Here is a 25,885-nt window from a genome sequence, read left to right on the forward strand (position 1 = left end):
TCCGCCGATTTGCGACAATCGTTCCCATGATCGAGGCACGGCGGCTGCACATCCTGCGCGCGGTGGCGGACCACGGCACGGTGACCGCGGCAGCCGCCGCGCTCTACCTGACCCCTTCGGCCGTCTCGCAGCAGCTGAGCGCCCTGGAGCAGGAGACCGGGCACCGGCTCGTCGAGCGCGGCGCCCGGGGCGTACGGCTCACGCCGCCCGGCGAGATCCTGCTCGCGCACACGCACGCGGTGCTCGCCGAGCTGGAGCGCGCGGAGGCCGAGCTGGCCGCCTACCGCACGGGCGCTTCGGGCACGGTCACGGTGACGTCCTTCGCGACCGGCATCAATCTCGTCGTGGCCCCGGCGCTCGCGGTGCTCGCCGGGACGGCGCCGGGGATACGGGTCCGGGTGCGGGACGCCGAGGGCGACGCGAGCCTGCGGATGGTCCTCGACCGCCGTACGGACGTCGCCGTGGCCGTCGAGTACCGGGGCGCCCCGGGCGCCGACGACCCGCGCCTGACCCGCGTCCCGCTCTACGCGGAGCCCTTCGACGCGGTCCTCCCGCCGGGCCACCCCCTCACAGCAGCCGAGAGCGTCCCGCTCGCCGACCTCGCCGCCGACCCGTGGATCGGCCCCTTCCCCGGGAACCCCTGCCACGACGTCGTCGTCCTCGCCTGCGAACACGCGGGCTTCCAGCCCCCCATCGAACACCTCTCCGACGACTTCCGCGCGGTCGTCGCCCTCGCGGCGGCGGGCGCCGGAGTGGCACTCGTCCCGCGCTCGGCACTGCGGGGCATGGACCTGGACGGCGCGGTGGTCCGCCCGGTGGACGGCGCGGCCCCGACCCGCAGGGTCTTCGCGGCGGTGCGGTGCGGGGCGGAGGAACACCCACTGATCCGTCCGGTGCTCGATGCGCTGGGAAAGGCGGCGGGGTGAGAGCGCGGACTTGGCACGCGGGACGGGTGGCGCCGAGGGAGGACGGGGGGTGCGGTGTCGCGCGGCGGTTCGGGGCGGGAAAAACCCGTCGCGGCGCCGCGGGCCCGGTGGTAGACCTCCGGCGTGCGAGAGATCCTGGACCGCCCTGACCCGCCGCGGTCGGTCAACGAGCGTCCGTCAGCCCCCCGGAAGCCGACGTGCCCCGGCTCGACGTGGTCCCAACCGGTCCAGCGCACGGGCCCGGGACGCGGGGCCCTCCCCGTCGGCGGTAGGCACCGGCGCCCCGACGACCGGCTCGTGGCCGGGGAACCGGACGAGACGTGACGGACCTGTTCCTGCTGGTCGGCCTGCCCGGGGCCGGTAAGACGACGCGAGCCCGGCGGCTCGCGGAGGAGCACGGCGCCCTGCGCCTGACGCCCGACGAGTGGATGCTCCCGCTCTTCGGCGCGTCGGACCCGGACGGGAAACGGGACGTGCTGGAGGGCCGGCTGCTGTGGCTGGCGCTGGAGACGGTGCGGCTCGGCACGCACGTCGTCCTCGACTACGGATGCTGGTCCCGCGCCGAGCGCTCCGCGATCCGCTGCCTGGCGGAGGCCGAGGGGGCTCGCTTCCGCATGGTCCACCTACCGCTCGCCGAGGAGACCCGGCGCGCCCGCATCGCCCACCGCTGGGCGACCACGCCCGGCGAGACGTTCCCGATGACGGAGGCCGAGATCGCCTTCGGCCGAGCGCACTTCGAGGAGCCCGACGCGGCGGAACTCGACGGGACCGCGACGGACGATCCGCCCGCCGGCTGGACGACGTGGCGGCAGTGGGCGGCATGGCGGTGGCCGTCGTTCGGGTAACGAGGTCTCCCGGGTCGGCTTCTGGGGCGCCCGTGGGCCGCCGGGGGCTCGGGCGGGGTGGGACCGCATCTCGCGGGTGAGCGCCCCGCCGGGCCGGGCCCCTCGGTGTCTCAGTCCCCGGTCGTCATTGCGCCGCGTCCCGCGCTCTCAGGGCTCGCCAGACCGCTCGTGCCGCGTTGTGGCCGCTCATTCCGTGGACCCCGGGGCCCGGTGGGGTCGCCGACGAGCAGAGGAAGACGGCGGGGTGCCGGGTGGCGTAGGGGTGCAGGGTGGGGCGGGGGCGGAGGAGGAGCTGGAGGCCGCTCGCGGCGCCGCAGGCGATGTCCCCGCCGACGTAGTTGGGGTTGCGGGCGGCGAGTTGGGGCGGACCGGCCGTGGCGCGGGCCAGGATCAGGTCGCGGAAGCCGGGGGCGAAGCGTTCGATCTTGCGCTCGATGACGTCGGTGAGGTCGCCCTCCCAGCCGTGCGGCACATGCCCGTACGCCCAGAAGACGTGCTTGCCCTCGGGGGCGCGGGCGGTGTCGACGAGGCTCGGCTGGACGGTGATGAGGAAGGGATCGGCGGGCGGGACGCCGCGCCGTGAGACGTCCACAAGGGCGCGGGAGATGTCGCGGCTGCCGGGGCCGAGCTGCACCGTACCGGCGCGGCGGGCCGCCTCGGAGGCCCAGGGGACGGGCCCGTCGAGTGCGTAGTCGAGCTTGAAGACGGAGGCGCCGTAGCGGTAGTTCGGGTAGGCGCGGGCGCCGAGCCCGGCGATGCGGGCGAGGGCGTGCGGGGAGGTGTCGAAGAGGTAGGCGCGCGCGGGCGGGAGGTCGTCGAGGCGGCGGACCTCGAAGCCGGTCTCGACGGTGCCGCCGAGGTCCTTGAGGTACGCGGCGAGGGCGCCGGTGATCGCGCCCGAGCCGCCCGCGGCGACCGGCCAGCCGCGGGAGTGCGCGGCGAGCGCGAAGAGGAGCCCCACGGCGGAGGTCGCGGGGCCGCTCAGCGGGGCGATGACGTGGCCGACGAGCCCCGCGAGCATCGCTTTGGCGCGGTCCTCGCGGAAGCGGGCGAGGAGGACGTGGGCGGGTGGCAGCCCGGCGAGGCCGAAGCGGGCGAGGGCGAGCGGGTGCCGGGGCAGCGCCGTGGACGGGAGCGCCATGAAGTCGCGCAGTACGGCGTCCCAGTGCCGCAGGAGCGGGGAGACGAGGCGCCGGTACGTGCCCGCGTCGCGCGCGCCGAGGGAGGCGGCGGTCTCGCCGATCGACCGCGCGAGCACGACGGCGTCGCCGCCGGGCAGCGGGTGCGCCATCGGCAGGTCGGCGTGGAGCCAGCGCAGCCCGTACCGCGCGAGGGGCAGGGCGCGGAAGGCGGGTGAGGCGATGCCGAGGGGGTGCGCCGCCGCGCACGGGTCGTGGTGGAAGCCGGGGAGGGTCAGCTCCTCGGTGCGGGAGCCGCCGCCGACCTCGGACGCGGCCTCGAAGACGGCGACGGAGAGGCCCCGGCGGGCCAGTTCGACGGCGGCGGTGAGCCCGTTGGGTCCTGCTCCCACGACGACCGCGTCCAGCAAAGTCGACACCTCCGGACTCCTCACGTCAGCCGATGGCCCGGCGGTCAGGATATGCCGTCCGGCACCGCCCGAAGCCACGCTTTCCCGGCCCTTGACGCTCCCTCACGCCCCGCTGTCCCCCGTCTCCCCCGCCAGCAGCGCGCGGACCCGCTCGGCCGTGGCCGCGTCGCGCGCGGTGGTGAAGGGCAGCGCGTTGCCCCCGGTGATACGGAACGGGGCGCCGTCGGTCGTCAGGTGTGCCCCGCCGGTCTCCTCGACGAGGAGGAGCCCAGCCGCGTGGTCCCAGGCCAGCTCCCAGCTGAAGGCCGTGGCGTCGAGTTCGCCGCGCGCTATCGCGAGGTATTCGAGCCCGGCGGAGCCGCAGTGGCGTGGCGCGAGGCCGGGGACCGTGAGACGGCGGAGCTGGGCCTGCTGGGGCCCGGTCGTGTAGTCGGGGTGCGAGCAGGCGACGCTGAGCGGCGCGCCCGGCACGGCGGCCGTACGGGTCAGGGGTTCGCCGTTGAGCAGGGCACCCCGGCCGCGTAGCGCCACGGCCATGAGGCCGAGGACGGGCGCGTACGTCCAGGAGGCGACGACCTCGCCTTCGAGCGCGAGCGCGACGAGCGTGCAGAAACCCGGCTCGCCGCGGACGAACTGACGGGTACCGTCCACCGGGTCGACGATCCACACGGGCGCGGCGCCGCGCAGCGCCTCGTACCGCGCGGGGTCCTCGGCGACGGCCTCCTCGCCGAGGACGACGGAGCCGGGCAGGAGGGCGGGCAGGCTCTCGGTGAGGAGTTGTTCGGCCTCGCGGTCGGCGACGGTCACGAGGTCGTGGGGCCCGGACTTCGTGCTGACCTCGCCGTCCGCGAGGTGGCGGAAGCGGGGCAGGACGGCGCGGTCGACGGCGGAGCGGACGGCGGCCTCGACGGCGGCGACGCGGTCGGCGTCGAGCGCGGCGGCGAGCGCCGTCACGGCGTCGGGGACGGCGAAGGCGCTGGTGGCGGGGTGGGCCGGGGCGGAATCGCGCAGGTCTTCGAGCATGGGTTCATGAGAGCACGTGCCACTGACATCGGGGGGAGCGAGGGGAAACGGGGGCTTGCGGGGAGGGGAACGGACGGGGTGGGCGGAGCGCGAGGGGGTACGGGCGCCGGGTCGCCCGGCCCCGCCGCGTACGGGTGGCACCGCCTCGCGCCGCCGCGTACGGGTGCCCGCCGCGTACCGATGGCATCCCCCGCCCGCCGCGTACGGCTGGCACCGCCTCGCCCCGTACCGGCGCGGCGCCCCGCCACGTCCCTTCCCGACCCGCCCGCACCCCCGCCACGGGAATCGCGCACCCCCCGCTAACGTTGCCCTGTCCGCAGGGAAATGACCGAAGTGCCCGTCCCGGGCGCGAACAGTGGGAGGCGGCGGCCGTGCACGGTGAGTACAAGATCCCGGGCGGGAAGCTCGTGGTGGTGGACCTCGACGAGGAGGGCGGGGTGCTGCGCAACGTCCGCGTGGCCGGGGACTTCTTCCTCGAACCCGACGAGGCCATCGACGCGATCAACGCCGCGCTCGAAGGCGCCCCCTCCGGCACGGACGGTGGCGGGCTCGCCGCGCGGGTGCAGGCCGCGCTGCCGCCGGGCACGGTGATGTACGGGCTGACCCCCGAGGGCATCGGGGTCGCGGTGCGGCGGGCGCTCGCGCGGGCCACCGACTGGACCGACTACGACTGGCAGCTCATCCACGACGGCCCGCAGCCGGTGGGCCTGCACCTCGCGCTCGACGAGATCCTCACGCAGGAGGTCGCCGTCGGGCACCGTCCGCCGACGCTGCGGGTGTGGGAGTGGCAGGACCCGGCCGTCGTGATCGGCAGTTTCCAGTCGCTGCGCAACGAGGTGGACCCGGACGGCGCCGCGAAGCACGGCGTGACCGTGGTGCGGCGCGTGACCGGTGGCGGGGCGATGTTCATGGAGGCGGGCAACAGCATCACGTACTCGCTCTCCGTGCCGAGCGCGCTCGTCGAGGGCCTGTCCTTCGCCGACAGCTACGCGTACCTGGACGACTGGGTGCTGTCGGCGCTCGGCGACATGGGCATCAAGGCGTGGTACCAGCCGCTCAACGACATCGCGACCGAGGCGGGGAAGATCGCGGGTGCCGCGCAGCGCCGCGTCGCCGCGCCGCAGGGCGGGGTGCCCGCCGTACTGCACCACGTCACGATGGCGTACGACATGGACGCCGACAAGATGACCGAGGTGCTGCGGATCGGCAAGGAGAAGCTCTCCGACAAGGGCACGACGAGTGCCAAGAAGCGTGTCGACCCCCTGCGGCGGCAGACCGGTCTGCCGCGCGAGACCGTCATCGCGAACATGGTCGCCTCCTTCCGCAGCCGGTACGGGCTCGAGGAGGGCTCCGTGACGGACGAGGAGATGGCGCGCGCGCGCGAACTGGCGCGCACGAAGTTCGACTCGCAGGAATGGACGGCGCGAGTTCCCTGAGGTCGTCCTGCGTTCTCTTTCGCGGAGTTCCCTTTCCGGAGTTCCTTTTCCGGAGTTCTCTGACGGGTTCCGCGCGGGGGCCGTGGCCGGGGCGGGTGACGGGCGCGGCGAAGGGCCAAGTACGGCCTGTTGCGGCGTACTTGGCCCCGGCACTGTCGGGGTCCCTCAGTCGCCCTCCGGCAGGGTCAGGTGGAAGGAGTCCCCCGGCCGCAGTGTCACCGTACGGTCCACGAGCCGGATGTCGAGCGAGGGGCGGTTGCTCTCGGGGAGGCTGATGTCGAGGCCGCCCGAGCGCATCCGGAAGCGCACGCCCCACAGGTGGCGGTAGTGGATCGCGAAGTCGTATCCGGACAGCTCCGGTTGGGGCACGGGGTCGAGACCGAGGGCGCCGTCGGAGCGGATGCGCAGGCCGGTGAGGCAGCGCTGCACGAGGTCGAGGGTTCCCGCCATGGCGCCGAGGTGGATGCCCTCGCCGGTCGTACCGCCCTGGAGGTCGGCGACGTCGCCGCGCAGCGCCTCCTGGAAGAAACCCCACGCCTGCGTGGGCCGCACGCGGGCCAGGACCCAGGCGTGCACGAGGCCGCTGAGCGTGGAGCCGTGGCTCGTGCGGGCGACGTAGTAGTCGACGGTGCGGCGCCAGGTCTCGTCGTCGAGCCGATGGCCCAACCGGGCGAAGAGGGCGCGCAGTTCGCGGGGCGGGAAGAGGTAGCCGAGCATCAGGGTGTCGGCCTGCTTGGACGCCTGGTAGCGGTTGACGCTGTCGCCCTCGGCCTCCAGGACGCGGTCGAGGCGGCGGATGTCGCCGTACTTGGTGGACATGCCGACCCAGTCGAGTTCGCGCAGTTCCCCGTAGCCCTCGAACTGGCTGACGACGCCTTGGTGGAAGGGGACGTGGAGGCGGCGTGAGATGTCGTCCCAGTGGGCGAGTTCGGTGTCGTCGAGACCGGTGTGCTCGGCGAGTTCGGCGCGGCGTTCCTCGGGGAGCGCGGCGAGGGATTCGAGGGTGCGCTGGAGGACCCAGGCGGCGGTGACGTTGGTGTACGCATTGTCGTCGAGGCCGGGTTCGGTCGCGTCGGGGTAGGCGTCGTGGTACTCGTCGGGGCCGACGACGCGGCGGATGCGGTAGCGGCCGAGGTCGCCGTCCCACTCGGACTTCGAGGCCCAGAAGCGGGAGATCTGGAGGAGCATCTCGGCGCCCTCGTGCTCCATGAAGCGTGCGTCGCCCGTGGCGCGCGCGTAGCTCCACACGTTGTACGCGACGGCGGAGCCGATGTGGTGCTGGAGCCGCGAGTTGTCGGGGAGCCAGCGTCCCGAACTCGGGTTGAGGTGGAGTTCCTGGGTCTCCTCGCGCCCGTCGCTGCCGGACTGCCAGGGGTACATGGCGCCGTCGAACCCGGCGTCGCGGGCGAGGCGGCGGGCGCGGTCCAGGCGGCGGTGGCGGTAGCGGAGGAGGCCCTTGGAGACCTCGGGGAAGTGCAGGTTGAGGTAGGGCAGGACGAAGAGTTCGTCCCAGAAGACGTGCCCCCGGTACGCCTCCCCGTTGAGTCCGCGCGCGGGCACACCGGCGTCCAGGTCGGCGGTGTGCGGGGAGACCGTCTGGAGCACGTGGAAGAGGTGGAAGCGCAGGATGTGGCCCGCCTCGTCGGGGACTTCGAGGAGCGCGCGGTGCCACAGGCGCTGCCAGGCGAGGCGGTGGTCGAGGAGCAGTTCGTCCCAGCCGGGTACGTTGCGCACGCCGTCGAGCGCGGCGTCGAGCGGGTCGCTGATCGCCGAGTCCCGCGAGGTGTGCAGCGCGACGATCTTGTCGACCGCCGCCGTCTCGCCCTGCTTGAGCGTGAGGTTGATGCGCGTCGCCGGTCGCGTCGGGGTGCCGGTGGAGGGGCGCGGTTCGCACGCGGGGCCCCCGCTGCTGTACGTACGGGCGGCAACGGCCACGGTGATGCCCGAGTTGACGGTGCGCGCGCGGACCCACACGGTGCAGTCCTCGGGGTAGCCGCTCATGATCTCCGCGAGGTGCTGGCCGTTCAGCTCGCGGTAGCGTGCCACACCGTCGTTCGTGACACCGGCGTCGATCGCGGACTCGACTTCGAGGGTCCCGTCGAAGTTCTCGGCCGTGAATTCGGTGCGCAGCGCGGCGAGATGGGGATCGTCCATGTGGACGACGCGGAACTGGCGCACGCGCAGCCTGCGGCCGGAGGCGTCCTCGTACACGAGGTGGCGCTCGTAGATCCCGGCGCGCAGGTCGAGCAGTTGGCGGTACGAGCGCAGCGCGGCGTCGTCGGGCGTGTACCAGTCGGTGCCACTGCCGCCCCCGGGCGGGGTGAGACGGTAGCGCAGGGGCAGCCAGTTGGGGAGGTTGACCATGTCCTCGTTGGACACGGTCTGCCCGGCGACCTCCGAGGTGAGCCGGTTGTAGACCCCCGCGGCGTAGGTGCCCGGGTAGTGCGGGCCGCCCGCGGGGCACTCGGGGGCCGCGCCCCGGGTGGCGAAGTAGCCGTTGCCGAGGCTGCACAGGGACTCGCGCAGCGTCTCCTCGGCGGGGCCGTAGCCCTCGTACTCCCACGTCCACTCGGACATGTGGTCACTCCTTGCCGTCGGGGCCGGGTGCGCGGTCGTCGGTGGCGGGGGCGCGGTGCGCGCGGTTATCGGTGGTGGAGGCGCGGTCGTCCGGGCCGGGGGCGTGTTCGTCTGTGCCGGGGGCGTGTTCGTCCGTGCCGGGGGCGCGCAGGAGGTCGGCGAGGTCGTCGACGACGAGGTCGGCGCCGTGTTCCCGCAGATCCCTGGCGGTGTCGGTGGTGTGGGCGCGGTCGACGCCGACGACGAGGCCGAAGCCGCCGCGCCGCCCCGCCTCGACCCCCGCGAGGGCGTCCTCGGCGACGGCGGCGTGCGTGGGCTCGACCCTGAGGCGGCCCGCGGCCTCCAGGAAGAGCGCGGGATCGGGTTTGCCGGCCAGGCCGAGGCGGTGGGACTCGTCGCCATCGACGAGGGTCACGAAGTAGTCGAGGAGCCCGGCCCCTTCGAGGACGTCCCGCGCGTGGTGCGAGGACGAGGCGGCGGCCATGGGAATGCCCGCGGAGCGCAGCGCCTTCAGGAGCCGTACGGAGCCGGGAAAGGGCTCGATGCCGTGCTGCCGGATGCGGCGCGTGAACATGCCGTCCTTGAGCGCGGCGACGGCGGCGACCGAGTCGGTACCGGGGGCGTCGGACGGACTGCCGTCCGGGATCGGGACACGGCGGGCGTGCAGGAAGGCGGCGGCCCCGTCGGCCCTGGGCTTGCCGTCCACGTAGCGGAGGTAGTCGTCGGCGGCGTCGAAGGGCCTGTCGAGCGCCGTGTCGGCGGGCGGATGCTCACGCAGGCAGGCGTCGAACGCCTCCTTCCACGCCTCGGCGTGCACGCGCGCGGAGTCGGTGAGGACCCCGTCGACGTCGAAGACCATCGCCGCGATACCGGTCATGACGGGAGCGAGCCCGCGCTCGGGGGCGGTCACCGCACGGCTCCGGCGGTGGTGCGGGTTTCGGTGGGGGTGTGTGGTCCGGTGCGGGTGCGGGTGTGGGGTCCGGTATGGGTTCGGGTGTGGGGTCCGGTATGGGTTCGGCTGTGGGATCCGGTGCGGGTTCGGGTGTGGGGTCCGGTACGGGGCGTTCGCATGGCACACGTCCTTCCGGCTCGGGACCGGCCGGCCGGGAGGGCCCAGCCCTTCCGCCACGCTAACCGCAGGGGTGGCGGGGCGCAGCCGGGAGGGCAGGACGCGGCCAGGGTGGGCGGGCAGCCGGGGGTGGGCGGGGAGCCGGGGGTGGGCGGGGAGCCGGGGGTGGGCGGTGGCGGGGCGGGCGAGAGCGGGGCGGGCGGCGGCAGCAGCAGCGGGGGCGCGGCCGGGACGGTAGGCGGTGCAGGGGCGGGGAGGGCGGTACGAGCGAGCGGGGACGGGGGGCGGGATGTATGGGGCGGGAGGACGAGCGAGGGGTGCGGGGCCTGCGGGACGTACGGGGGCGTAAGTGCCCGGCGGCGCGGGAGGACGGGCGAGGGGCAAGTGGGCGGCCGGGCGGGGCGGGCGAGGCCGGTGGTGAAGGTGGAGGCGGAGGTAGGGCGATAGGGACTGGCGGGGGACAGACGTGTGGGGCCGGCGACAGGGGCTGCGAGTGAGGTCGCGCGCCGCTCGCACCGACGCGCCTCTGCCTCGTACCGTCCGCCGCCTTGTGTGGTGGGCGCGCGTCACGGTTGAGCCTGCGGACAGCCCCCACCCGCCCTGGGGGGCTCCCCTTCTAACAGTCTTCCGCAAGTCGGCCGCCCTCCGTGCCCCTCACGCCTCATCTGTGGACAACTCCGCGAAACCCGCCACACCGCCCACCCGGAAGGGTGAGAACTTTGCGCGCATCCCCGAGGGAGAAACGTTCACGCAGCCCCTCATCCACAGCCATTCGAGTGACGCGACTGCCAGAGGTGAGTGAGCACTCACCCACTCAGAGCGAGAAGGTACGCCGGCACTCTCCGGCACGCCCCACCCCGAGCGTGGGCGGAGCCAACCGACCGACCCGCAAGCATCCGCGCCCCGCCCACGCCTCAAACCGACCGGCACCACGGGCACGAGCCCCCCACACAGAACTCCGCACCGTCCCCGCACCACCACCCCCTCACCCCCGCTCCGCCCGCCTCCCCGAACGCCCCGCGAGGACCACGTACACGAGCAGCGACGAGGCGAAGCCGATCGCCCAGCCGTAATCGGCCAGCGGCTTGAGGAAGGGGATCAGGCCGTCCTCCGGGAAGGGGCCCTTGCCGGGCGCCGAGTGGGAGCCGCCGACCGCCAGGACCCCGCCGACGAGGAAGGCGAGGACCGCCGCCGGGTGCCAGCCGCCCCGGTACCAGTAACGGCCCTCCCTGCGGTACAGCTCCGCGAGGTGCAGCGAGGTGCCCCGGACGAGCCAGTAGTCGGCTATGAGGATGCCCGCGACCGTGCCGAGCAGCCCACCGACCACACCCAGCCACGTGTAGATGTACAGCTCCGGCGTCGCGATGAGCTTCCACGGCATGATCAGCACCCCCACGACCCCGGTGACGAGCGCCCCGGTGCGGAAGCTGATGAAGCGCGGGGCGAGGTTCGCGAGGTCGTACGCGGGCGAGACGACGTTCGCCGCGAGGTTCGCCGAGATCGTCGCGACGAGAACCGTGATCAACGCGAAGAGCAGGCCGAAGGTGTTGTCCGCGCGCGCCGCCAAGTCGACCGGCTCCCAGACGGGTTCGCCGTAGACGGCCTGCGAGCCCGAGGTGACGAGCACGGAGAGGAGCGCGAAGGCCGTCATCGTGGTGGGCAGGCCGAGCGACTGCCCCCAGACCTGTGCGCGTTGGCCCTTCCCGAAACGCGTGAAGTCGGGAATGTTCAGCGAGAGCGTGGACCAAAAGCCGATCATCCCCATGAGCGCGGGGAAGAACACGGGCCAGAAGTCGCCGCCCCAGCCGAGCTGCGACGGCTGGTCGAGGAGCGGGCCGAAACCGCCCGCCGCGTCGGCCATCCACACGAGCAGCGCGAGCGCGCCGAGGAACACGAAGGGCCCGGCCCAGTTCTCGAAGCGCCGCAGCGTCTCCATCCCCCGGTGGATGATGAGGAGTTGGAGCAGCCAGAAGATCCCGAAGCACACCCACAGCGGCCACGGCTGCCCGCCCAGGTGCGAGGCGCCCGCCCAGGACCCCGGCAGGAGCTTGTCGAGCAGGACGAAGACACCCTGCCCGCCGATCCACGTCTGGATGCCGAACCAGCCACAGGCCACGGCCGCCCGCAGGAGCGCGGGAAGGTTCGCGCCGCGCAGCCCGAAAGAGGCGCGTGCGAGGACGGGGAAGGGGATGCCGTACTTGGGCCCCGCGTGCCCGGTGAGCAGCATCGGGAGCAGGACGACGATGTTGGCGAGGGCGATGGTGAGGACGGCCTGCTTCCAGTCCATGCCGAGCGCGACGAGGCCCGAAGCGAGGGTCCAGGAGGGGATGTTGTGCGCCATCCCGATCCACAGGGCGGTGAAGTTGTAGGTGCCCCAGTGGCGTTGGGCGACGGGGATCGGGCGCAGATCCTCGTTGGCGTGCGGCGAGTCGGCGGGGAAGGCGCCCGGGTCGAGTTCGACGCGGCCGTCCGGGGTGAGGTGCTGCCCCGGCGCGGTGGCCGCGTGCGAGTGGGGCGGTGGACCGGGCGGGGTGCCGGGCGGGGTGGCGAGGGCATCGGTCATGGCGGGACCCTTCGGGGAGAACGGTGCGGGGAGGATGCGGTGCCGTGCTCGGGTGCCGTGGGGTGCCGTGCGGGTGTGAGGGCGGATGCGAGGGCGGGAGCGGGGAATCGTACGAGTGCGGGGAGGCTTACGGGGCGTACGGAAGGGCGATTGCCGAGGGTCGCGCGAGGGCGGATAAGAGCCGCTCCCCCGCTAGGCGTTGAGGACCGGGATGACCTCCTTCCCGTACACGTCGATGAGTTGTTCGCGCGCGTCGTGCATCGCGTAGACGGCGAACTGGTCGACGCCGATGGCGCGCAGTTCGCGCAGTTTCTCGATGTGCGCCTCGACGGGGCCGAGGACGCAGAAGCGGTCCACGATCTCGTCGGGCACGAAGCCGGTCGAGCTGTTCCCGACCCGGCCGTGGTGGCTGTAGTCGTAACCGTCGCGGCCGGCGATGTACGCGGTCAACTCGGCTGGTACGGAAGCGGATTGCCTGCCGTAGCGGGCGACGAGATCGGCGACGTGGTTGCCGACCATGCCGCCGAACCAGCGGCACTGCTCGCGCGCGCGGGCGAGGTCCTCGCTCACGTAGGCGGGGGCGGCGACGCAGATCGTGACGGAGGCGGGGTCGCGGCCCGCGTCGGAGGCGGCGGTACGGACCTGCTCGACCATCGCGGCGGTGAGGTAGGGGTCGGCGAGCTGGAGGATGAAACCGTCGGCGCGGGCCCCGGCGAGGGCGAGCGCCTTCGGCCCGTACGCGGCGGCCCACACCGGCAGCCGCCCGTCCCGTACCCAGGGCAACCGCACCTCGGTGTCACCGAGCTGGGCTGCGCGGCCCTCGGCGAGGTCGCGGATGGTGTCGATGGCGTCGCCGAGGCGCGCGAGGGTGTTCGGGGGGCGGCCGGCGACGCGCATCGCGGAGTCGCCGCGCCCGATGCCGCACACGGTGCGGTTGCCGAACATGTCGTTGAGCGTCGCGAAGGTCGACGCGGTGACCTCCCACGTACGGGTTCCCGGGTTGGTCACCATCGGGCCGACGACGAGCCGTTCGGTGTGCTCCAGGATCTGGCTGTGGATGACGAAGGGCTCCTGCCACAGGACGGCGGAGTCGAAGGTCCAGCCGTGCGTGAAGCCCTGCTGCTCGGCGCGGCGCATGAGGTCGACGACGGTGGAGGCCGGCGGGTCGGTCTGGAGAACGAGTCCGAAGTCCATGACAACTGCTCCTGTGGTCGGGGCTCCTGAGGCGGCGTCGTACGGCCGGGCCGCGGACGACGGTGCGCATGATTGTGTCAGGCGATACCGCGCGAAGGGGGCCAATCGGGCATCGACGGTTCCGTGCCCCGTACGGGCCCCGCCCCCTGCCGCCGTGCCTCGCGCCGGTCAGCTCCCGTAGGTGCTCAGTCCCCTCGGCACGTACACCCCGTGCCCCGCGCGGCCCACGTACTCCCTGTCCTCCAGGACGGGGACGCCGCGCGAGAGGACCGTGCGGACGCGGCCCGTGACGCGCTTGCCCTCGTAGGCCGAGTAGTCGACGTTCATGTGGTGGGTGGCGGCCGAGAGGACCTGTTCCGCGTGCGGGTCGTAGATCACGAGGTCCGCGTCCGCGCCGGGGGCGATCGTGCCCTTCCTCGGGTAGAGGCCGAACATGCGGGCGGGCGCCGCGCAGGCGAGGTCGATCCAGCGGCGGCGGGAGATGTGTCCGTCCACGACGGCCTGGTGGAGGAGGTCCATGCGGTGCTCGACGCCGGGCATCCCGTTGGGGATCTTCGAGAAGTCGCCCCGGCCCAGCTCCTTCTGGCCGCTGAAGCAGAAGGGGCAGTGGTCGGTCGAGACGACCTGGAGGTCGTCCGTGCGCAGCCCGCGCCACAGCGCCGCCTGGTGCTCCTGGGGACGCAGCGGCGTCGAGCACACGTACTTGGCGCCTTCGAAATCCGGTTCGGCGAGGTTGTCGGTGGACAGGAAGAGGTACTGCGGACACGTCTCGCCGTGGACCGGGAGGCCCAGGTCCCGCGCGGCGGCGATCTCCGCGAGCGCTTCCTGCGCCGAGACGTGCACGATGTAGAGCGGTACGTCGCCCGCGACGCGCGCGAGCTGGATCGCGCGGTGCGTGGCCTCCGCCTCCAGCAGGGCCTTGCGGACCTCGCCGTGGTGGCGCGGGTCGGTGCGGCCGGCGGCGAGCGCCTGTGCGACGAGGACGTCGATCGCGATGCCGTTCTCGGCGTGCACCATCGTGAGGCCGCCGTTCTCGCCCGCGCGCTGCATCGCGCGCAGGATGCGGCCGTCGTCGGAGTAGAAGACCCCCGGGTAAGCCATGAAGAGCTTGAAGCTCGTGACGCCCTCACCGACGAGGAGGTCCATCTCCTTGAGGGTGTCCTCGGTGACGTCGGCGAGGATCATGTGGAAGCCGTAGTCGATCGCGCAGTTGCCCTCGGCCTTCGCGTGCCAGGCGTCGAGCCCCTCGCGCAGGCCGTGGCCGACGCTCTGCACGACGAAGTCGACGATCGTCGTGGTGCCGCCCCAGGCGGCGGCGCGGGTGCCGGTCTCGAAGGTGTCGGACGCGTACGTGCCGCCGAAGGGCATCTCCATGTGCGTGTGCCCGTCGACGCCGCCGGGGATCACGTACATGCCGCTCGCGTCGATGACCCGTTCCGCCGTCCACGCCTCGGCGGCGGCCGAACCGCTCGTGGCGAGCGCGGCGACCCGCCCGTCCTCGACGAGCACGTCGGCGTGGGTCTCCTCGGCGGCGGTGACGACGAGTCCGCCGCGGATCAGGGTGCGGTTGCTCATGGGGCTCCTTCTCCTTGGGCTCGGGTGGTCAGCTCTCGTACGGGGCGGGGACGGGGCGAGCGCGTGCGGGGACGCGGGGGGGCGCGCGTACGGGGACGCGGGGCGGGCGGGTACGAGTACGGGGCGGCCCCGCGACGCCGCACCCGTACCCGTACCCGTACCGCCTGATCCGTCGCGCCTGGTCCGTCGCGCGGCGCCCGTACCGCTCAGGCCGTCGCGCGCAGTGCAGACAGGAGGAGGTCGCCGCCCTCCTCGGCCTCCGCGACGGTCAGGCTCAGCGGTGGCGCGACGCGCAGGACGCTCGTGTCGTGGCCTCCGCCCTTGCCGAGGAGGAGTCCGGCGGCGCGGGCGGCCTCCAGGGCGGCGCTCGCGCGCGCGGGGTCGGCGCGGTCCGTGCCGGGCTCGACGAGTTCGACGCCGAGCATGAGCCCGCGCCCGCGCACCTCCCGTACGTGCGCCATGCCGGCCGTCCCCGCTCGCAGCCGCTCGCGGAGCAGGCCGCCCACGCGGCGGGCGTTGCCCTGGAGGTCGTGGTCCAGGAGGTACGTGAGGTTGGCGAGCCCGGCGGCCATCGTGACGGGTGAACCGCCGAATGTGGAGAGCGAGTTGGTGTCGATGACGTTCATGATGTCGGCGCGGGCGACGACACCGCCGATGGACATGCCGTTGCCGATGCCCTTGGCGAAGGTGAGCAAGTCCGGTGGCCCCGCTTGGTCGTGGGCCTGCCAGCCCCAGAAGTGGTCGCCCGTGCGGCCCCACCCGGTCTGCACCTCGTCGGCGATCCACAGGATGCCGCGCTCGGCGAGGACGTCGCGGAACGCGGCGTACAGCCCGTCCGGCGGCGAGGTGAACCCGCCGACGCCCTGCACCGGTTCGGCGATGAGCGCGGCGACCTGTCCGCGTGCCTGGCCGAGCAGGTCGCGCAGGTCGGCGACGGCGGCCTCGGTGAACTCCCGGTCGTCCAGGTGCGCGAAGGGGCCGCGACCGCGAACGGCGCCGTGCGCCCACAGGGTCTGGAGGGGGGAGTAACTTGTCGGGGACCAACCGCTGTTGCCCGTGATGCCGACGGCGGAGAAGGAGCGACCGTGGTAGCTGTTGCGCATCGCGATGATCTGGTTGGAGCGGCGGTACGCGGTCGCGAGGAGCAGCGCGGTGTCATTGGCCTCGGTGCCCGAGGTGGTGAAGAAGACGCGTGCGTCGGGGATGCCGGAGAGGGCCGCGATCCGCTCGGCGAGGTCGATCATCGGGCGGTTGAGGTAGAGCGTGGAGGAGTGGACGAGCCGTGCGGCCTGCTCGCTGACGGCCTTGGTCACCTCGGGGAGGGCGTGCGCGGTCATCGTGGTGAGGATGCCGCCGAAGAAGTCGAGGTAGCGGCGGCCCCCGGCGTCCCACACGTGGCGGCCCTCGCCGTGGGTGAGTTCGAGGGGGTCCTCGTAGTAGAGGGCGAGCCAGTCGGGGAGTACGGCGCGGTGCCGCGCGAGGAGTTCGCTCACGGGCGGGTCAGCCCCTCGTAGGCGTCGGGGCGGCGGTCGCGGTAGAAGGCCCACTGGTGGCGCACCTCGTCGAGGAGGGCGAGGTCGAGGTCGCGGACGAGCAGTTCCTCCTCCTTGTCGCTCGCGGGCTCGCCGACGAACTGCCCGCGCGGGTCGACGAAGTAGCTCGTGCCGTAGAAGTCGTTGTCGCCGTACTCCTCCTGGCCGACGCGGTTGATCGCGGCGACGAAGTACTCGTTCGCGACGGCCGCCGCGGGCTGTTCGAGCTGCCACAGGTAGCTGGAGAGGCCGCGCGAGGTGGCGGAGGGGTTGTAGACGATCTGGGCGCCGTTCAGGCCGAGTTGGCGCCAGCCCTCGGGGAAGTGGCGGTCGTAGCAGATGTAGACGCCGACGCGGCCCACCGCCGTGTCGAAGACCGGCCAGCCCGCGTTGCCGGGACGGAAGTAGAACTTCTCCCAGAAGCCCTTGAGCTGCGGGATGTGGTGCTTGCGGTACTTGCCGAGGTAGCTGCCGTCGGCGTCGATGACGGCGGCGGTGTTGTAGTAGAAGCCCTCCGCCTCGCGCTCGAAGACCGGCACCACGATCACCATGCCGGTCTCGCGGGCGAGGTCCCGCATCCGGCTCACGGTCGGCCCGTCGGGGACGGGCTCGGCCCAGCGGTAGTGCTCCTCCTCCTGCACCTGGCAGAAGTACGGGGCGTTGAAGACTTCCTGGAAGCCGATGATCCTGGCGCCCTGCCGGGCGGCCTCGCGGGCGTGTTCCTCGTGCTTGGCGATCATGGATTCGGTGTCGCCGGTCCAGGTGGCCTGGACGAGTGCGGCGCGGACGACGGAGGCAGCCATGAGCAGTGCTCCTTCGACAAGACGTCAGAGAGCCACTACCGCCCGGAGCCCCGGGCTGTAGAGGCACGAACGTAAGCCCAGGGCGGTAACGGGGCAAGACCGCCGGGTCGACGGACACGGGGGATGCCACCCCAGCGGGTGAGCGGGGGCGGGGCGGGTGGGTGAGGGGGGCGAGGGGGGGCGGGCCGGGCGTGGGAGGTACGGGGGCGCGGGGGCGCGGGGGCCAGCGGAGCGGCGGCAGGGGCCGACGAAGACGGCGGGGACCCACGAAGGTGCCGGGGCGGCGACAGAGCCCGGTGGAGCGGCGGCGGGCGGAGCCGACGAAAGGGGCCCGGTGGAGCGGCGGCGGGCAGAGCCGAAGGGCCCGTGGCCCGTCCCGAGGAGGTCCCGCCTTCCCTCAGCCCCCCGTCACCCCCGCCACTCTCAGCGCGTGCGTCAGCGCCTCGCGGCGGAACTCCGAGGTGCGGGCCGCAGCGGCCAGGAGGGGAGCCGTGAGGGTGGCGGGCGCGGAGGCGGCGATACGGGCCAGGTCCTCGGCGCTGCGGGCGGTGACGCAGGACGCGGCGAGGCGTTCGAGCGCGCCCGGTACGCCGGTGACGGCGGGGTCGGCGAGGGCCGCGGCGACCTCCCGGAGGGGCCGTACGACGCCCTGCCGCAGGATGCGCGCGGCGTCGGCCTGGTGCCCGGCCGCCTCCAGCGCGGTCGCGAGCGCGGTCAGGGGCGGCAGCGGGAGCGCGGCGGCCTCCCAGAGCACGGTGCTCCAGTCGGCGGCGAGCCCGTCGGCGGCAAGGCGCGCGCCGAGCGCGCAGACGTGGGCGGGCGGCCAGTGCGCGGCGTCCACGAGGAGCATATGGGCCTCGCCCTCGCGGCCCTCGGCACGCAAGCGGTCCAGCCGGCCGAGGAGTTCCCCGGCCCGCCGCAGGCCCTCGGCGTCCGGCGCGCTCGCCTCGCGGCTCTCGTGCGCCGCGCTCCCGGCGAACCGCGCCCCCGTGGGCACCTCCCGCGTACCGGCAGTCCCCTCCGCGAGCGGCGCGCCGCTCGGCGGCAGCACACTGCCGGGTCCCACGAGCGCGTCGTCGACCCCGGCGAACCGCGCCGAACGCCTGCGCTTCCTGGCGGACTTGGCGGGCTTGACCGAGCCGTCCCGGGCGGGCTCGCGCGCGGGTGCCGGGCGCGGCCCCGAGGAGTGCGGGGCGGCGTCCCGTACGGTCTCGGGAGCGCGCCCCGACGAGACGGCCTCGCGCGGCGACGGAAACGCCCCGGCGGGCCGCCGACCGGTGCCCGGCGGTACGGGCGCGGCGCCTCCGGCCCACTCCGGCACGGGCGCACCGCCCCGGTCCGCTACGGACGCGCCACCCCGACCCGGTACGGACACGCCACCCCGTCCCGATACGGCCGCCCCGCCGCCGTCCCACTCCCCCACAGCCCCCGGGCCACCCTCCGCCCTGTACCCCTCCCCCGGCTCCAAGCGTGCGAGCCGGTCGGCGAGTTCGGCGCAGCGGGCCTCCGCGCGCCGCAGGTCGTCGCGGGCCCACGCGAGGTGTCCGTGCAGGTGGGCCGCCGCTGTGCCGTCGGCTCCCGCGAGCCCGCGTTCGAGGTCCGCGACGCGCGTGGCGGCGCGCTCGCGTTCGCGCACCATGCCGGGGAGGCGGCGGGAGAGTTCCCGGGCCGCGCCGGGGCGGGTGTCGCGCGCGGTGAGGGCGGCCAGGTACGCCGTACGCAGCCCGGCGGCGGCCTGCCGCGGCTCCGTCCCGGGCGCCGTGCGCGCCACGTGGTCCTCGACGAGGGCTTCGACGACGTCCCACGGTGGCGTCTCCGTACCGTCGACGCAGGCCCGCATCCCCCGGGGGTCGCGGGCCCAGAAGACCTGGCACCAGCCGCCGCCCGGGTCGAGTCCCGCGAGCAGCTCGCCGAAGACGCGCGCGAAGTCCGCGACCGGGTCCCGTACCCCGGGGTTCTCGAACTGGTCTATCCGGAAGGGAAGTTGTCCCACCACGCGTGCCCCGCTCCCACTGCGGCGTCCTTTGGTGCGGAAGGAAACACCCGCCGTGTTACGCGGCGGCTACACGGGCTTTTCGGGGAGCGACGGAGTGACGGGCGGGAAGCGGGGAGCCCGTACGCGGCGCCCGGGGTGCCCGGCCGCCGCGTACGGCCGCTCCCGCCCCGTACTCCACGCGCGACCCCAGCGCCCGGTCGTGGCGGCCCTCTCCGCGGCGGCCGTCGCCTCGCCTTCGCCGCCCGCTCCGTACACGACTCGGGGCCGGACCCGAAGTGATCTTCGTGGCGTACCGGGGCGAGTCCCCCGCGCCGGTTTCCGGTTACCGGCCGTTCCGGAGCATGGTGGACCCTGTCGGCAACGAGGCATGGCGCCGCCCGAGCGGGGCACAAGAGCCCCGGCACGCCCGGGGGCACGACGGAGGAGTCGCACAGGATGACACAGCAGGACGGGACGGCCTGGGTCGGCGTCTCGCTACCCGGTCTCGACTGGCTCCTCGTGCTCGGCCTGCTCCTGACCGCGGCGGTCGTCTGCGTCGCCGTCCCGCTGCGCATCGAGATGAGCCGCTCGCACGGCGGCGGGTCCGCCGACGACGCACCGGGCCGCTCCGCGCACGAGGACTGACACCCTATGACCCGGCACGCCCCCCGCCTGCTCTACGTGACGGACCTCGCCTACCGGGCCGCGGGCCGCCGCTACGCGGACGAGGACCTGGAGCTCTCGGCCCGCCTGCGCGCCGACTTCCCGCTCGCCCTGTGCGATCCGCGCGACGCCGCCCGCCTCATGGACGGCTTCGACGCCGTTTTCGTCCGCAACAGCGGCCCCGTCCTCCACTACCGCGCCGCCTACGCCGGGTTCCGCGCCGAGGCGCTGCGGCGCGGCATCCCCGTGCACAACCCGCTCACGGGCCGCGCCGACATGGCGGGCAAGGGATATCTCGTGGAGCTGACGCGCGCGGGCCTGCCCGTCATCCCGACGTACGCGGGCGACACGCCGCCCGAGCGACTGCCCGCGTCCGGCTCCTACGTCGTCAAGCCGGTCGACGGCGCGGACTCGGTGGGCCTCGCGCACCTCGACCCGGTCGCGCTCGCCGCCCGTACCCCGGACGCGGGCACGCTGGTCCAGCCGTACATCCCGTTCCGGTACGAGGTCTCCTTCACCTTCGTGGACGGGGACTTCCAGTACGCGTTGTACGCGCCGGACCCCGCGCGCCGCTGGGAGTTGGTGCCGTACCGGGCGAGCGCGGCCGATCTCGCCTTCGCGCGCCGCTTCGTCGACTGGAACGCCCTGCCGTACGGCATCCAGCGGGTGGACGCGTGCCGTACGCCGGAGGGAGACCTGCTGCTCGTCGAGCTGGAGGACCACAACCCGTACCTGTCGCTCGGGCTGCTCGACGCGGAGACGCGCACGGGCTTCGAGCGGGCGCTGGTGGCCTCGCTGAGACGGGCGACGGCGCACGGCTGAGCCCCGTCGTCGCACCCGCCGGCTCGCCCATCAGCCCCGTCGGCGCACCTGTCAGCCCCTCCGGCGTTCGAGGAGCGGGGTGCGGGGCGTTACACCGCAGCGGCTCCCGCGCGGGCGGCTCAGCTCGCCGCGCTGAGGGGGGCCGCGCCGCACGCCTCTTCGATGGCGTCGAGCGACAGCTCCAACGCGCGGGCGAGCGCCGCGACCGTGAAGAACGCCGGGGTGGGAGCCCGCCCGGTCTCGATCTTGCGCAGGGTCTCGGCGGAGATACCCGCCTCGATGGCGACCTCGGCCATGCTGCGTCCGCCGCGCGCGTCCCGGAGGAGCGCCCCGAGCCGTTCGCCGCGGGCGCGTTCCTCGGGGGTGAGCGGAGTACGGACCATACGGCGATTCTACGGGGCCCGCACGGCGAACGGGGGGCGCGATCAGGACGGGCCCGTACCGCTCGGATACCTCGCGCCCCGGGCGGCCCGCACCGCGTGCGCGCGAGCGACGGTCCGGACGGGTTCGGCGCGGTGACCGGACGCGCGACCGGTATAAGAATTGCGGTATAGTAATTGGCATGGTGCGAAGGAAGACAGCAGCCGAGATTCTTGAGATGCGCGAGGCCGGGCGGGTGGTGGCCCGCGGCCTGCACGCGGTGCGGGAGGCCGCCGCTCCCGGCGTGAGGCCGCGCGAGCTGGACGAGGTGGCACGCGAGGTGCTGCGGGAGGCGGGAGCGGACTCGCCGTTCCTGGACTACCACCCGCACTTCGCCCCGGTCCCGTTCCCCGCGACGCTCATCATCTCGGTCAACGACGCGATCGTGCACGGCATCCCGGGAGACGAGCCGCTGCGCGACGGCGACCTCGTGAGCGCGGACTTCGGCGCGCTCCTCGGCGGCTGGGCCGGTGACTCGGCGATCAGCTTCACGGTGGGGACGCCGCGCCCCGAGGACGTCAAGCTCATCGCGACGGCGGAGCGCGCGCTCGCGGCCGGGATCGAGGCGGCCAAGGCGGGCGCGCGGATCGGCGATATCGGGTACGCGGTGAGCACGGTGTGCCGGGCGGAGGGGTACGGCATCCCCGAGGACTTCGGCGGGCACGGCGTGGGCCGCGCGATGCACGAGGACCCGGGCGTGCCCAACGAGGGACGACCAGGGCGCGGCATGGTGCTCCGCCCCGGGCTCGTCATCGCCATCGAGCCCATGGTCATCGCGGGCGGCACCGACGGGTACCACCCGGACCCGGACGGCTGGACCCTGCGCACGAACGACGGCTCGCGCGCCGCGCACGTGGAGCACACGGTGGCCGTGACGGAGGAGGGCCCGCAGATCCTCACGGCGCTGTAACCACTCACGCCGGGCCCCCTACTCGCTCCCGCGCGCCCCGCCCGGCCCCGCCCCGCGCGCCGTCACGAGGCCGTCGACGAGAAGGCCGACGAGCCGGGCGGCGAGGGCGGGGTCCTCCTCGTGGCCGCTGATCATGGTGATGCCGCCGAGCGCCATGAGGACCTCGCGCGCCGTGACGTCGGAGCGCAGGGCACCGGCCGCCGCGCCGTGGCGCAGCAGTGCGGCGACGGCCTCGCCCAGCGCCTCGCGGCTGCACAGGCGCAGGCCCTCGCGCGTGGCGAGGATGGCGGGCAGCGCCTCGGCCATGCCCCGCTTGGTGCGCATGTACGCGACGAAGTCCGCCATCCACGCCGCCAGGGCCTCGACCGGCGGGCGCGTCGCGACGAGGGTGCGCGCGGAGTCGGCCAGACGTGTCGTCTCGGCGCGGTAGGTGGCCTCGATGAGGTCCTCGCGGGCCGGGAAACGGCGGTAGAGGGTGCCTATCCCGACCCCGGCCTCGCTCGCGATCGCCTTGAGCGAGGCGTCCGCGCCCTCCCGCGCGAACGCGCGCGCCGCGACCTCCAGCAGACGGTCGTGATTGGCCTGCGCGTCGGCGCGCAGCGAGCTGCCCATGACTCCTCCTCGCGATTCCCTACGACCGGGCGGCCCGCGTACCTCAAGCGGTGCACGCGGCCCGTGCCGTCCACACGGCCTCTGTGGATTCTCGCTCATCCTTGCGAAGCGGACCCGGCTCCGCTTACCGTGGACCCATAAGCGGACCCGACTCCGTTTACCGTACGTCCGCCGACCGGTCCCTGTCCCCGCTTGTCGGGGAGGGCGGGCGGTCGGCAGAAGGAGCTTCCCCATGCCCTCCCCCACGCCCGATCGCGTCACCACTCCTTTCGGGGCCACCAGCACCGCCGCCGACGTCCTGGCCGGGGTCCGGCTCGGCGGGCGGCGCGCGGTGGTCACCGGCGGCGCCGGTGGGCTCGGCCGCGAGACCGCCCGCGCCCTCGCCGCCGCCGGGGCCGAGGTGGTCCTCGCCACCCGTCGCGTCGCCGCCGCCGAGGAGGCGGCCAGGGAGATCGCCGCCGCGACGGGCAACACCGCCGTGCGCGGCGCGGCTCTCGACCTCGCCGATCCCGCCTCCGTCGCCGCCTTCGTCTCCGGCTGGTCGGGCCCCCTGCACATCCTCGTGAACAACGCGGGCGTCATGGCGACTCCGGAGACCCGCACCCCCGAGGGCCGTGAGCTCCAGTTCGCGACCAACCACCTCGGCCACTTCGCACTCGCCACCGGGCTGCACGAGGCACTCGCGGCAGCCGGGAACGCCCGTGTCGTCGCGGTGAGTTCGGTCGGCCACATCAACGGCCCGGTCCGCTTCGAGGACCCCGACTTCACGCGGGAGCCGTACGACCCCTGGCTCGCCTACGCGCAGTCGAAGACGGCGAACATCCTCTTCGCCGTCGAGGCGGCTGCCCGCTGGGCGAAGGACGGCATCGCGGTCAACGCGCTCAACCCGGGCCGGATCGCGGAGACCTCGCTTGGCCGCCACCTCCAGGCCCCGCCCGCGTCCTTCGACCCGGCGGGTACGACAGGCGTGTCCGTCAAGGACACTGCGCAGGGCGCGGCGACCTCCGCGCTCCTCGCCGGTTCGCCGCTGGTCGAGGGCGTCACGGGCCGCTACTTCGAGGACTGCGAGGAGGCCGGTCCCCACACGGAGGGAGTACGGCGCGGAGTCGCCGCGTACGCCCTGGACCGGGAGAACGCGCGCCGGCTCTGGGAACTGTCGAACGGCTGACGGGCACGGACGCCTGACAGCCATGACATCTGGCGCGCAAGCACCCTGACGCACCCGCACCCCGGACGCCCACGGACGCCTGACGCCCCACGCGCGGGGACGCCTGACGGGTGTTCCACGAGCGGCGGCCGGGACCCCGTCGCGGGACCCCGGCCGCCCTTCGCATCGCGCCGCGCTACCGCGTCGGCGTGACCACCATCGCACTGCCGCCCCCGCGTCGTACGGGCTCGGCGACGGCCCGCCAGCGGCCGTCCTTGAGCCGCTCGATCCCGGTCGCCGCGCCGATCTCGGGCACCTGCGTGAACGCGTGCCCGATCGCCTCCAGCCTGCCCCGCAGCGCGCTGTCGTACAGCGCGGGTTCGAGTTCGGTCGCCGCCGCGTTGCGCTGGCTGGCGCGCGGCGCGGCGATCGCGTCGACGAGCGGGAGGCCGCGGTCGACGTAGCCGGTGAGGGTCTGGAGCACGGTCGTGATGATCGTCGCGCCGCCCGGGGAGCCGAGCGCCACGACGGGCTCGCCGTGCCGGTCGAGGACGATCGTCGGGGAGATGGACGAGCGCGGGCGCTTGCCCGGCCCCGGCAGGTTCGGGTCCGGCACGGCCGGGTTCGCCTGGCTGAAGGAGAAGTCGGTCAGCTCGTTGTTGAGCAGGAAGCCGCGGCCCGGCACGGTGATCGCGCTGCCGCCGGTCTGCTCGATGGTGAGGGTGTACGAGACGACGTTGCCCCAGCGGTCGGCGGTCGTCAGGTGTGTCGTGTTCTCGCCCTCGTACGTCGTGTCGACGCCCTTGCCCGCGGGCGCGCAGCCCTTGCCGGGGTGGCGCGGGTCGGCGGGGGCGAGCGGGCTCTTCAGGACCGCGTCGTCCTGGATCAGGCAGGCGCGCGAGTCGGCGAAGCGCTGCGAGAGGAGTTCCCTCGTCGGCACGTCCTGGCGGCTCGGGTCGCCGACCCAGCGGCCCCGGTCGGCGAAGGCGATGCGGCTCGCCTCGATGAAGTGGTGCAGGTACTGCTCCTGCGAGAGCTTGCCGAGCTTGTCGTTCTCCAGGATGTTCAGCGCCTCGCCGACGGTCGTGCCGCCGGAGGACGAGGGCGCGATCGAGTACACGTCGAGGCCCCGGTAGCCGGTGCGGGTCGGGGCCTGGTGCTTGACGTCGTAGGCGCGCAGGTCGGCCAGCGCGAGCTTGCCCGGACGCGCGACGCGGGTCGAGCCCGGGGCGAGCGGGGGGTGGGTCGCGGTGCGCACGATGTCCTGGGCGAGGGCGCCGCCGTACAGCGAGCGGAGCCCCTTGCGGGAGAGTTCGTCGTACGTACGGGCCAGGTCGGGGTTCTTGAGGGTGGTGCCGACCGCCGGGGGCTCGCCGCCGGGCAGGAAGAGCTTCGCGCTCGCGGGGAAGTCCCGGAAGCGGGCGGCGTTGTCGGCGGTCTGCTGGCGGAAGGTGCCGTCGACCGTGAAGCCCTGGCGGGCGAGGCGCGTCGCGGGCGCGAGGACGTCGCGGGTGGACTTGCGGCCCCAGGAGCGCAGCGCCTCGTCCCAGGTCGCGGGCGTGCCGGGGGTGCCGACGCTCAGGCCGCTCGTGACCGCGTCGGCGAAGGCGAGTGGCTTGCCGTCCTCGACGAAGAGGTTCTTGTCGGCGGTGCGGGGCGCGGTCTCGCGGCCATCGAGGGTGTGGACGCGGTGGGTGCGGGCGTCGTAGTAGACGAAGTAGCCGCCCCCGCCGAGGCCCGAGGAGTAGGGCTCGGTGACGCCGAGCGCGGCGGCCGTCGCGACGGCCGCGTCGACGGCGTTGCCGCCCTTGCGCAGCACCTCGATCCCAGCGGCGCTCGCGTCCGCGTCGACGCTCGCGACGGCCCCGCCCCAGCCCGTGGCCACGGGTGTCTTCACGGGCGGTTTCGGCGAGCCGTGCTGCGGTGGCGCCGCGCCGAGGCTGAGCGCCCCGGCGACAACGGCGGTCAGGGACAGGTACGAGAGGGTGCGGCGACGCCCGACGCGCCGCGCCGCGGAATGAGACATCCGGTCTTCCTCCAGTCAACAGCCGTCCGCGCAGCGTAACTTGACACCCACCCCGCCACCAGAACGCCACGCGGGCACCGCACCGCCCCACGACTCCCACGGAGCGGACGCGCGGCCCGGTCCCCAACCCGCCCCGCACACCGGCCGGTTGGACTCGGGAGCCGGTACGATCGCGCGCCATGACGGACGACGTACGCGACATCCTGCTCGGCCTCCTC

20 protein-coding genes are annotated in these 25,885 nt (G+C 74.0%); 7 read left to right on the forward strand and 13 right to left on the reverse strand.

All coding sequences use genetic code 11. From position 1 onward, the window contains the following. Positions 1–26 precede the first annotated feature (26 nt). On the forward strand, positions 27–926 hold the full coding sequence (locus STTU_RS04395; protein WP_007820201.1) for a LysR family transcriptional regulator: 900 nt from the start codon (positions 27–29) through the stop codon (positions 924–926). A 320-nt stretch (positions 927–1,246) separates the two neighbouring features. Further along, complete coding sequence (locus STTU_RS04400; RefSeq protein ID WP_007820204.1) at positions 1,247–1,771, forward strand: AAA family ATPase; 525 nt, start codon at positions 1,247–1,249, stop codon at positions 1,769–1,771. A 124-nt stretch (positions 1,772–1,895) separates the two neighbouring features. On the opposite strand, the gene STTU_RS04405 is transcribed toward STTU_RS04400, so the two are convergent. Together STTU_RS04405 and STTU_RS04410 are read right to left on the reverse strand one after the other, a co-directional pair. Then, positions 1,896–3,329 carry a phytoene desaturase family protein gene (locus tag STTU_RS04405; protein ID WP_007820213.1) on the reverse strand — a complete coding sequence of 478 codons (1,434 nt, stop codon included), beginning with the start codon at positions 3,327–3,329 and terminating at the stop codon, positions 1,896–1,898. Positions 3,330–3,422: 93 nt separating this feature from the next. Next, positions 3,423–4,343 (reverse strand): inositol monophosphatase family protein, encoded by a 921-nt coding sequence (locus tag STTU_RS04410; protein ID WP_007820214.1) that lies wholly within the window; start codon positions 4,341–4,343, stop codon positions 3,423–3,425. 371 nt (positions 4,344–4,714) lie between these two features. On the opposite strand from STTU_RS04410, the gene STTU_RS04415 reads away from it, so the two are divergent. Then, a complete protein-coding gene (locus STTU_RS04415; RefSeq protein WP_007820215.1) occupies positions 4,715–5,779 on the forward strand; it encodes a lipoate--protein ligase family protein in 1,065 nt (354 codons plus the stop codon). Positions 5,780–5,944: 165 nt separating this feature from the next. Here the strand turns inward: STTU_RS04415 and STTU_RS04420 are convergent, their stop codons facing one another. The 8 genes from STTU_RS04420 to STTU_RS04455 form a co-directional block, all read right to left on the reverse strand. Then, on the reverse strand, positions 5,945–8,356 hold the full coding sequence (locus tag STTU_RS04420) for a glycoside hydrolase family 65 protein (RefSeq protein ID WP_007820216.1): 2,412 nt from the start codon (positions 8,354–8,356) through the stop codon (positions 5,945–5,947). A gap of 4 nt (positions 8,357–8,360) precedes the next feature. After that, positions 8,361–9,266, reverse strand: coding sequence for an HAD family hydrolase (locus tag STTU_RS04425; RefSeq protein WP_007820217.1), 906 nt, complete (start codon positions 9,264–9,266; stop codon positions 8,361–8,363). 1,144 nt (positions 9,267–10,410) lie between these two features. Beyond that, complete coding sequence (locus tag STTU_RS04430; protein ID WP_007820219.1) at positions 10,411–11,988, reverse strand: NCS1 family nucleobase:cation symporter-1; 1,578 nt, start codon at positions 11,986–11,988, stop codon at positions 10,411–10,413. A 192-nt stretch (positions 11,989–12,180) separates the two neighbouring features. Continuing rightward, the gene (locus STTU_RS04435) at positions 12,181–13,182 is read right to left on the reverse strand and encodes a TIGR03842 family LLM class F420-dependent oxidoreductase (RefSeq protein ID WP_007820220.1); all 1,002 of its coding nucleotides are present in this window, start codon (positions 13,180–13,182) and stop codon (positions 12,181–12,183) included. 168 nt (positions 13,183–13,350) lie between these two features. After that, positions 13,351–14,757 carry a dihydropyrimidinase gene (gene hydA, locus STTU_RS04440; protein ID WP_043254115.1) on the reverse strand — a complete coding sequence of 469 codons (1,407 nt, stop codon included), beginning with the start codon at positions 14,755–14,757 and terminating at the stop codon, positions 13,351–13,353. A gap of 206 nt (positions 14,758–14,963) precedes the next feature. Further along, positions 14,964–16,250 carry an aspartate aminotransferase family protein gene (locus tag STTU_RS04445; protein WP_043254117.1) on the reverse strand — a complete coding sequence of 429 codons (1,287 nt, stop codon included), beginning with the start codon at positions 16,248–16,250 and terminating at the stop codon, positions 14,964–14,966. Continuing rightward, positions 16,247–17,092 (reverse strand): nitrilase-related carbon-nitrogen hydrolase, encoded by an 846-nt coding sequence (locus tag STTU_RS04450; protein WP_007820226.1) that lies wholly within the window; start codon positions 17,090–17,092, stop codon positions 16,247–16,249. Before STTU_RS04450 ends, STTU_RS04445 begins: the two co-directional genes overlap by 4 nt. 397 nt (positions 17,093–17,489) lie before the next feature. Then, a complete protein-coding gene (locus STTU_RS04455) occupies positions 17,490–19,088 on the reverse strand; it encodes a hypothetical protein (RefSeq protein ID WP_158678782.1) in 1,599 nt (532 codons plus the stop codon). Positions 19,089–19,523: 435 nt separating this feature from the next. Here STTU_RS04455 and STTU_RS04460 point away from each other — a divergent pair, with 435 nt between their 5' ends. Both STTU_RS04460 and STTU_RS04465 read left to right on the forward strand, forming a co-directional pair. Continuing rightward, positions 19,524–19,712, forward strand: coding sequence for a hypothetical protein (locus STTU_RS04460; protein ID WP_010270929.1), 189 nt, complete (start codon positions 19,524–19,526; stop codon positions 19,710–19,712). A gap of 6 nt (positions 19,713–19,718) precedes the next feature. Next, positions 19,719–20,552 carry a hypothetical protein gene (locus STTU_RS04465; RefSeq protein WP_007820230.1) on the forward strand — a complete coding sequence of 278 codons (834 nt, stop codon included), beginning with the start codon at positions 19,719–19,721 and terminating at the stop codon, positions 20,550–20,552. A 119-nt stretch (positions 20,553–20,671) separates the two neighbouring features. Here STTU_RS04465 and STTU_RS04470 read toward each other — a convergent pair whose 3' ends face one another. Continuing rightward, positions 20,672–20,935: a helix-turn-helix domain-containing protein gene (locus STTU_RS04470; protein WP_009069680.1), complete on the reverse strand. Its 264-nt coding sequence runs from the start codon at positions 20,933–20,935 to the stop codon at positions 20,672–20,674. A 179-nt stretch (positions 20,936–21,114) separates the two neighbouring features. On the opposite strand from STTU_RS04470, the gene map reads away from it, so the two are divergent. Then, positions 21,115–21,882 (forward strand): type I methionyl aminopeptidase, encoded by a 768-nt coding sequence (gene map / locus STTU_RS04475; protein ID WP_007820232.1) that lies wholly within the window; start codon positions 21,115–21,117, stop codon positions 21,880–21,882. Positions 21,883–21,900: 18 nt separating this feature from the next. Here map and STTU_RS04480 read toward each other — a convergent pair whose 3' ends face one another. Next, complete coding sequence (locus tag STTU_RS04480) at positions 21,901–22,494, reverse strand: TetR/AcrR family transcriptional regulator (protein WP_007820239.1); 594 nt, start codon at positions 22,492–22,494, stop codon at positions 21,901–21,903. Positions 22,495–22,726: 232 nt separating this feature from the next. Between STTU_RS04480 and STTU_RS04485 the strand changes: the two genes are divergently transcribed. Next, complete coding sequence (locus tag STTU_RS04485) at positions 22,727–23,662, forward strand: SDR family NAD(P)-dependent oxidoreductase (RefSeq protein ID WP_007820240.1); 936 nt, start codon at positions 22,727–22,729, stop codon at positions 23,660–23,662. A gap of 175 nt (positions 23,663–23,837) precedes the next feature. Here the strand turns inward: STTU_RS04485 and ggt are convergent, their stop codons facing one another. Continuing rightward, complete coding sequence (gene ggt, locus STTU_RS04490; protein WP_043254119.1) at positions 23,838–25,667, reverse strand: gamma-glutamyltransferase; 1,830 nt, start codon at positions 25,665–25,667, stop codon at positions 23,838–23,840. Positions 25,668–25,885: the final 218 nt, after the last annotated feature.

It is taken from the genome of Streptomyces sp. Tu6071, assembly GCF_000213055.1.
Lineage (GTDB): Bacteria > Actinomycetota > Actinomycetes > Streptomycetales > Streptomycetaceae > Streptomyces > Streptomyces evansiae.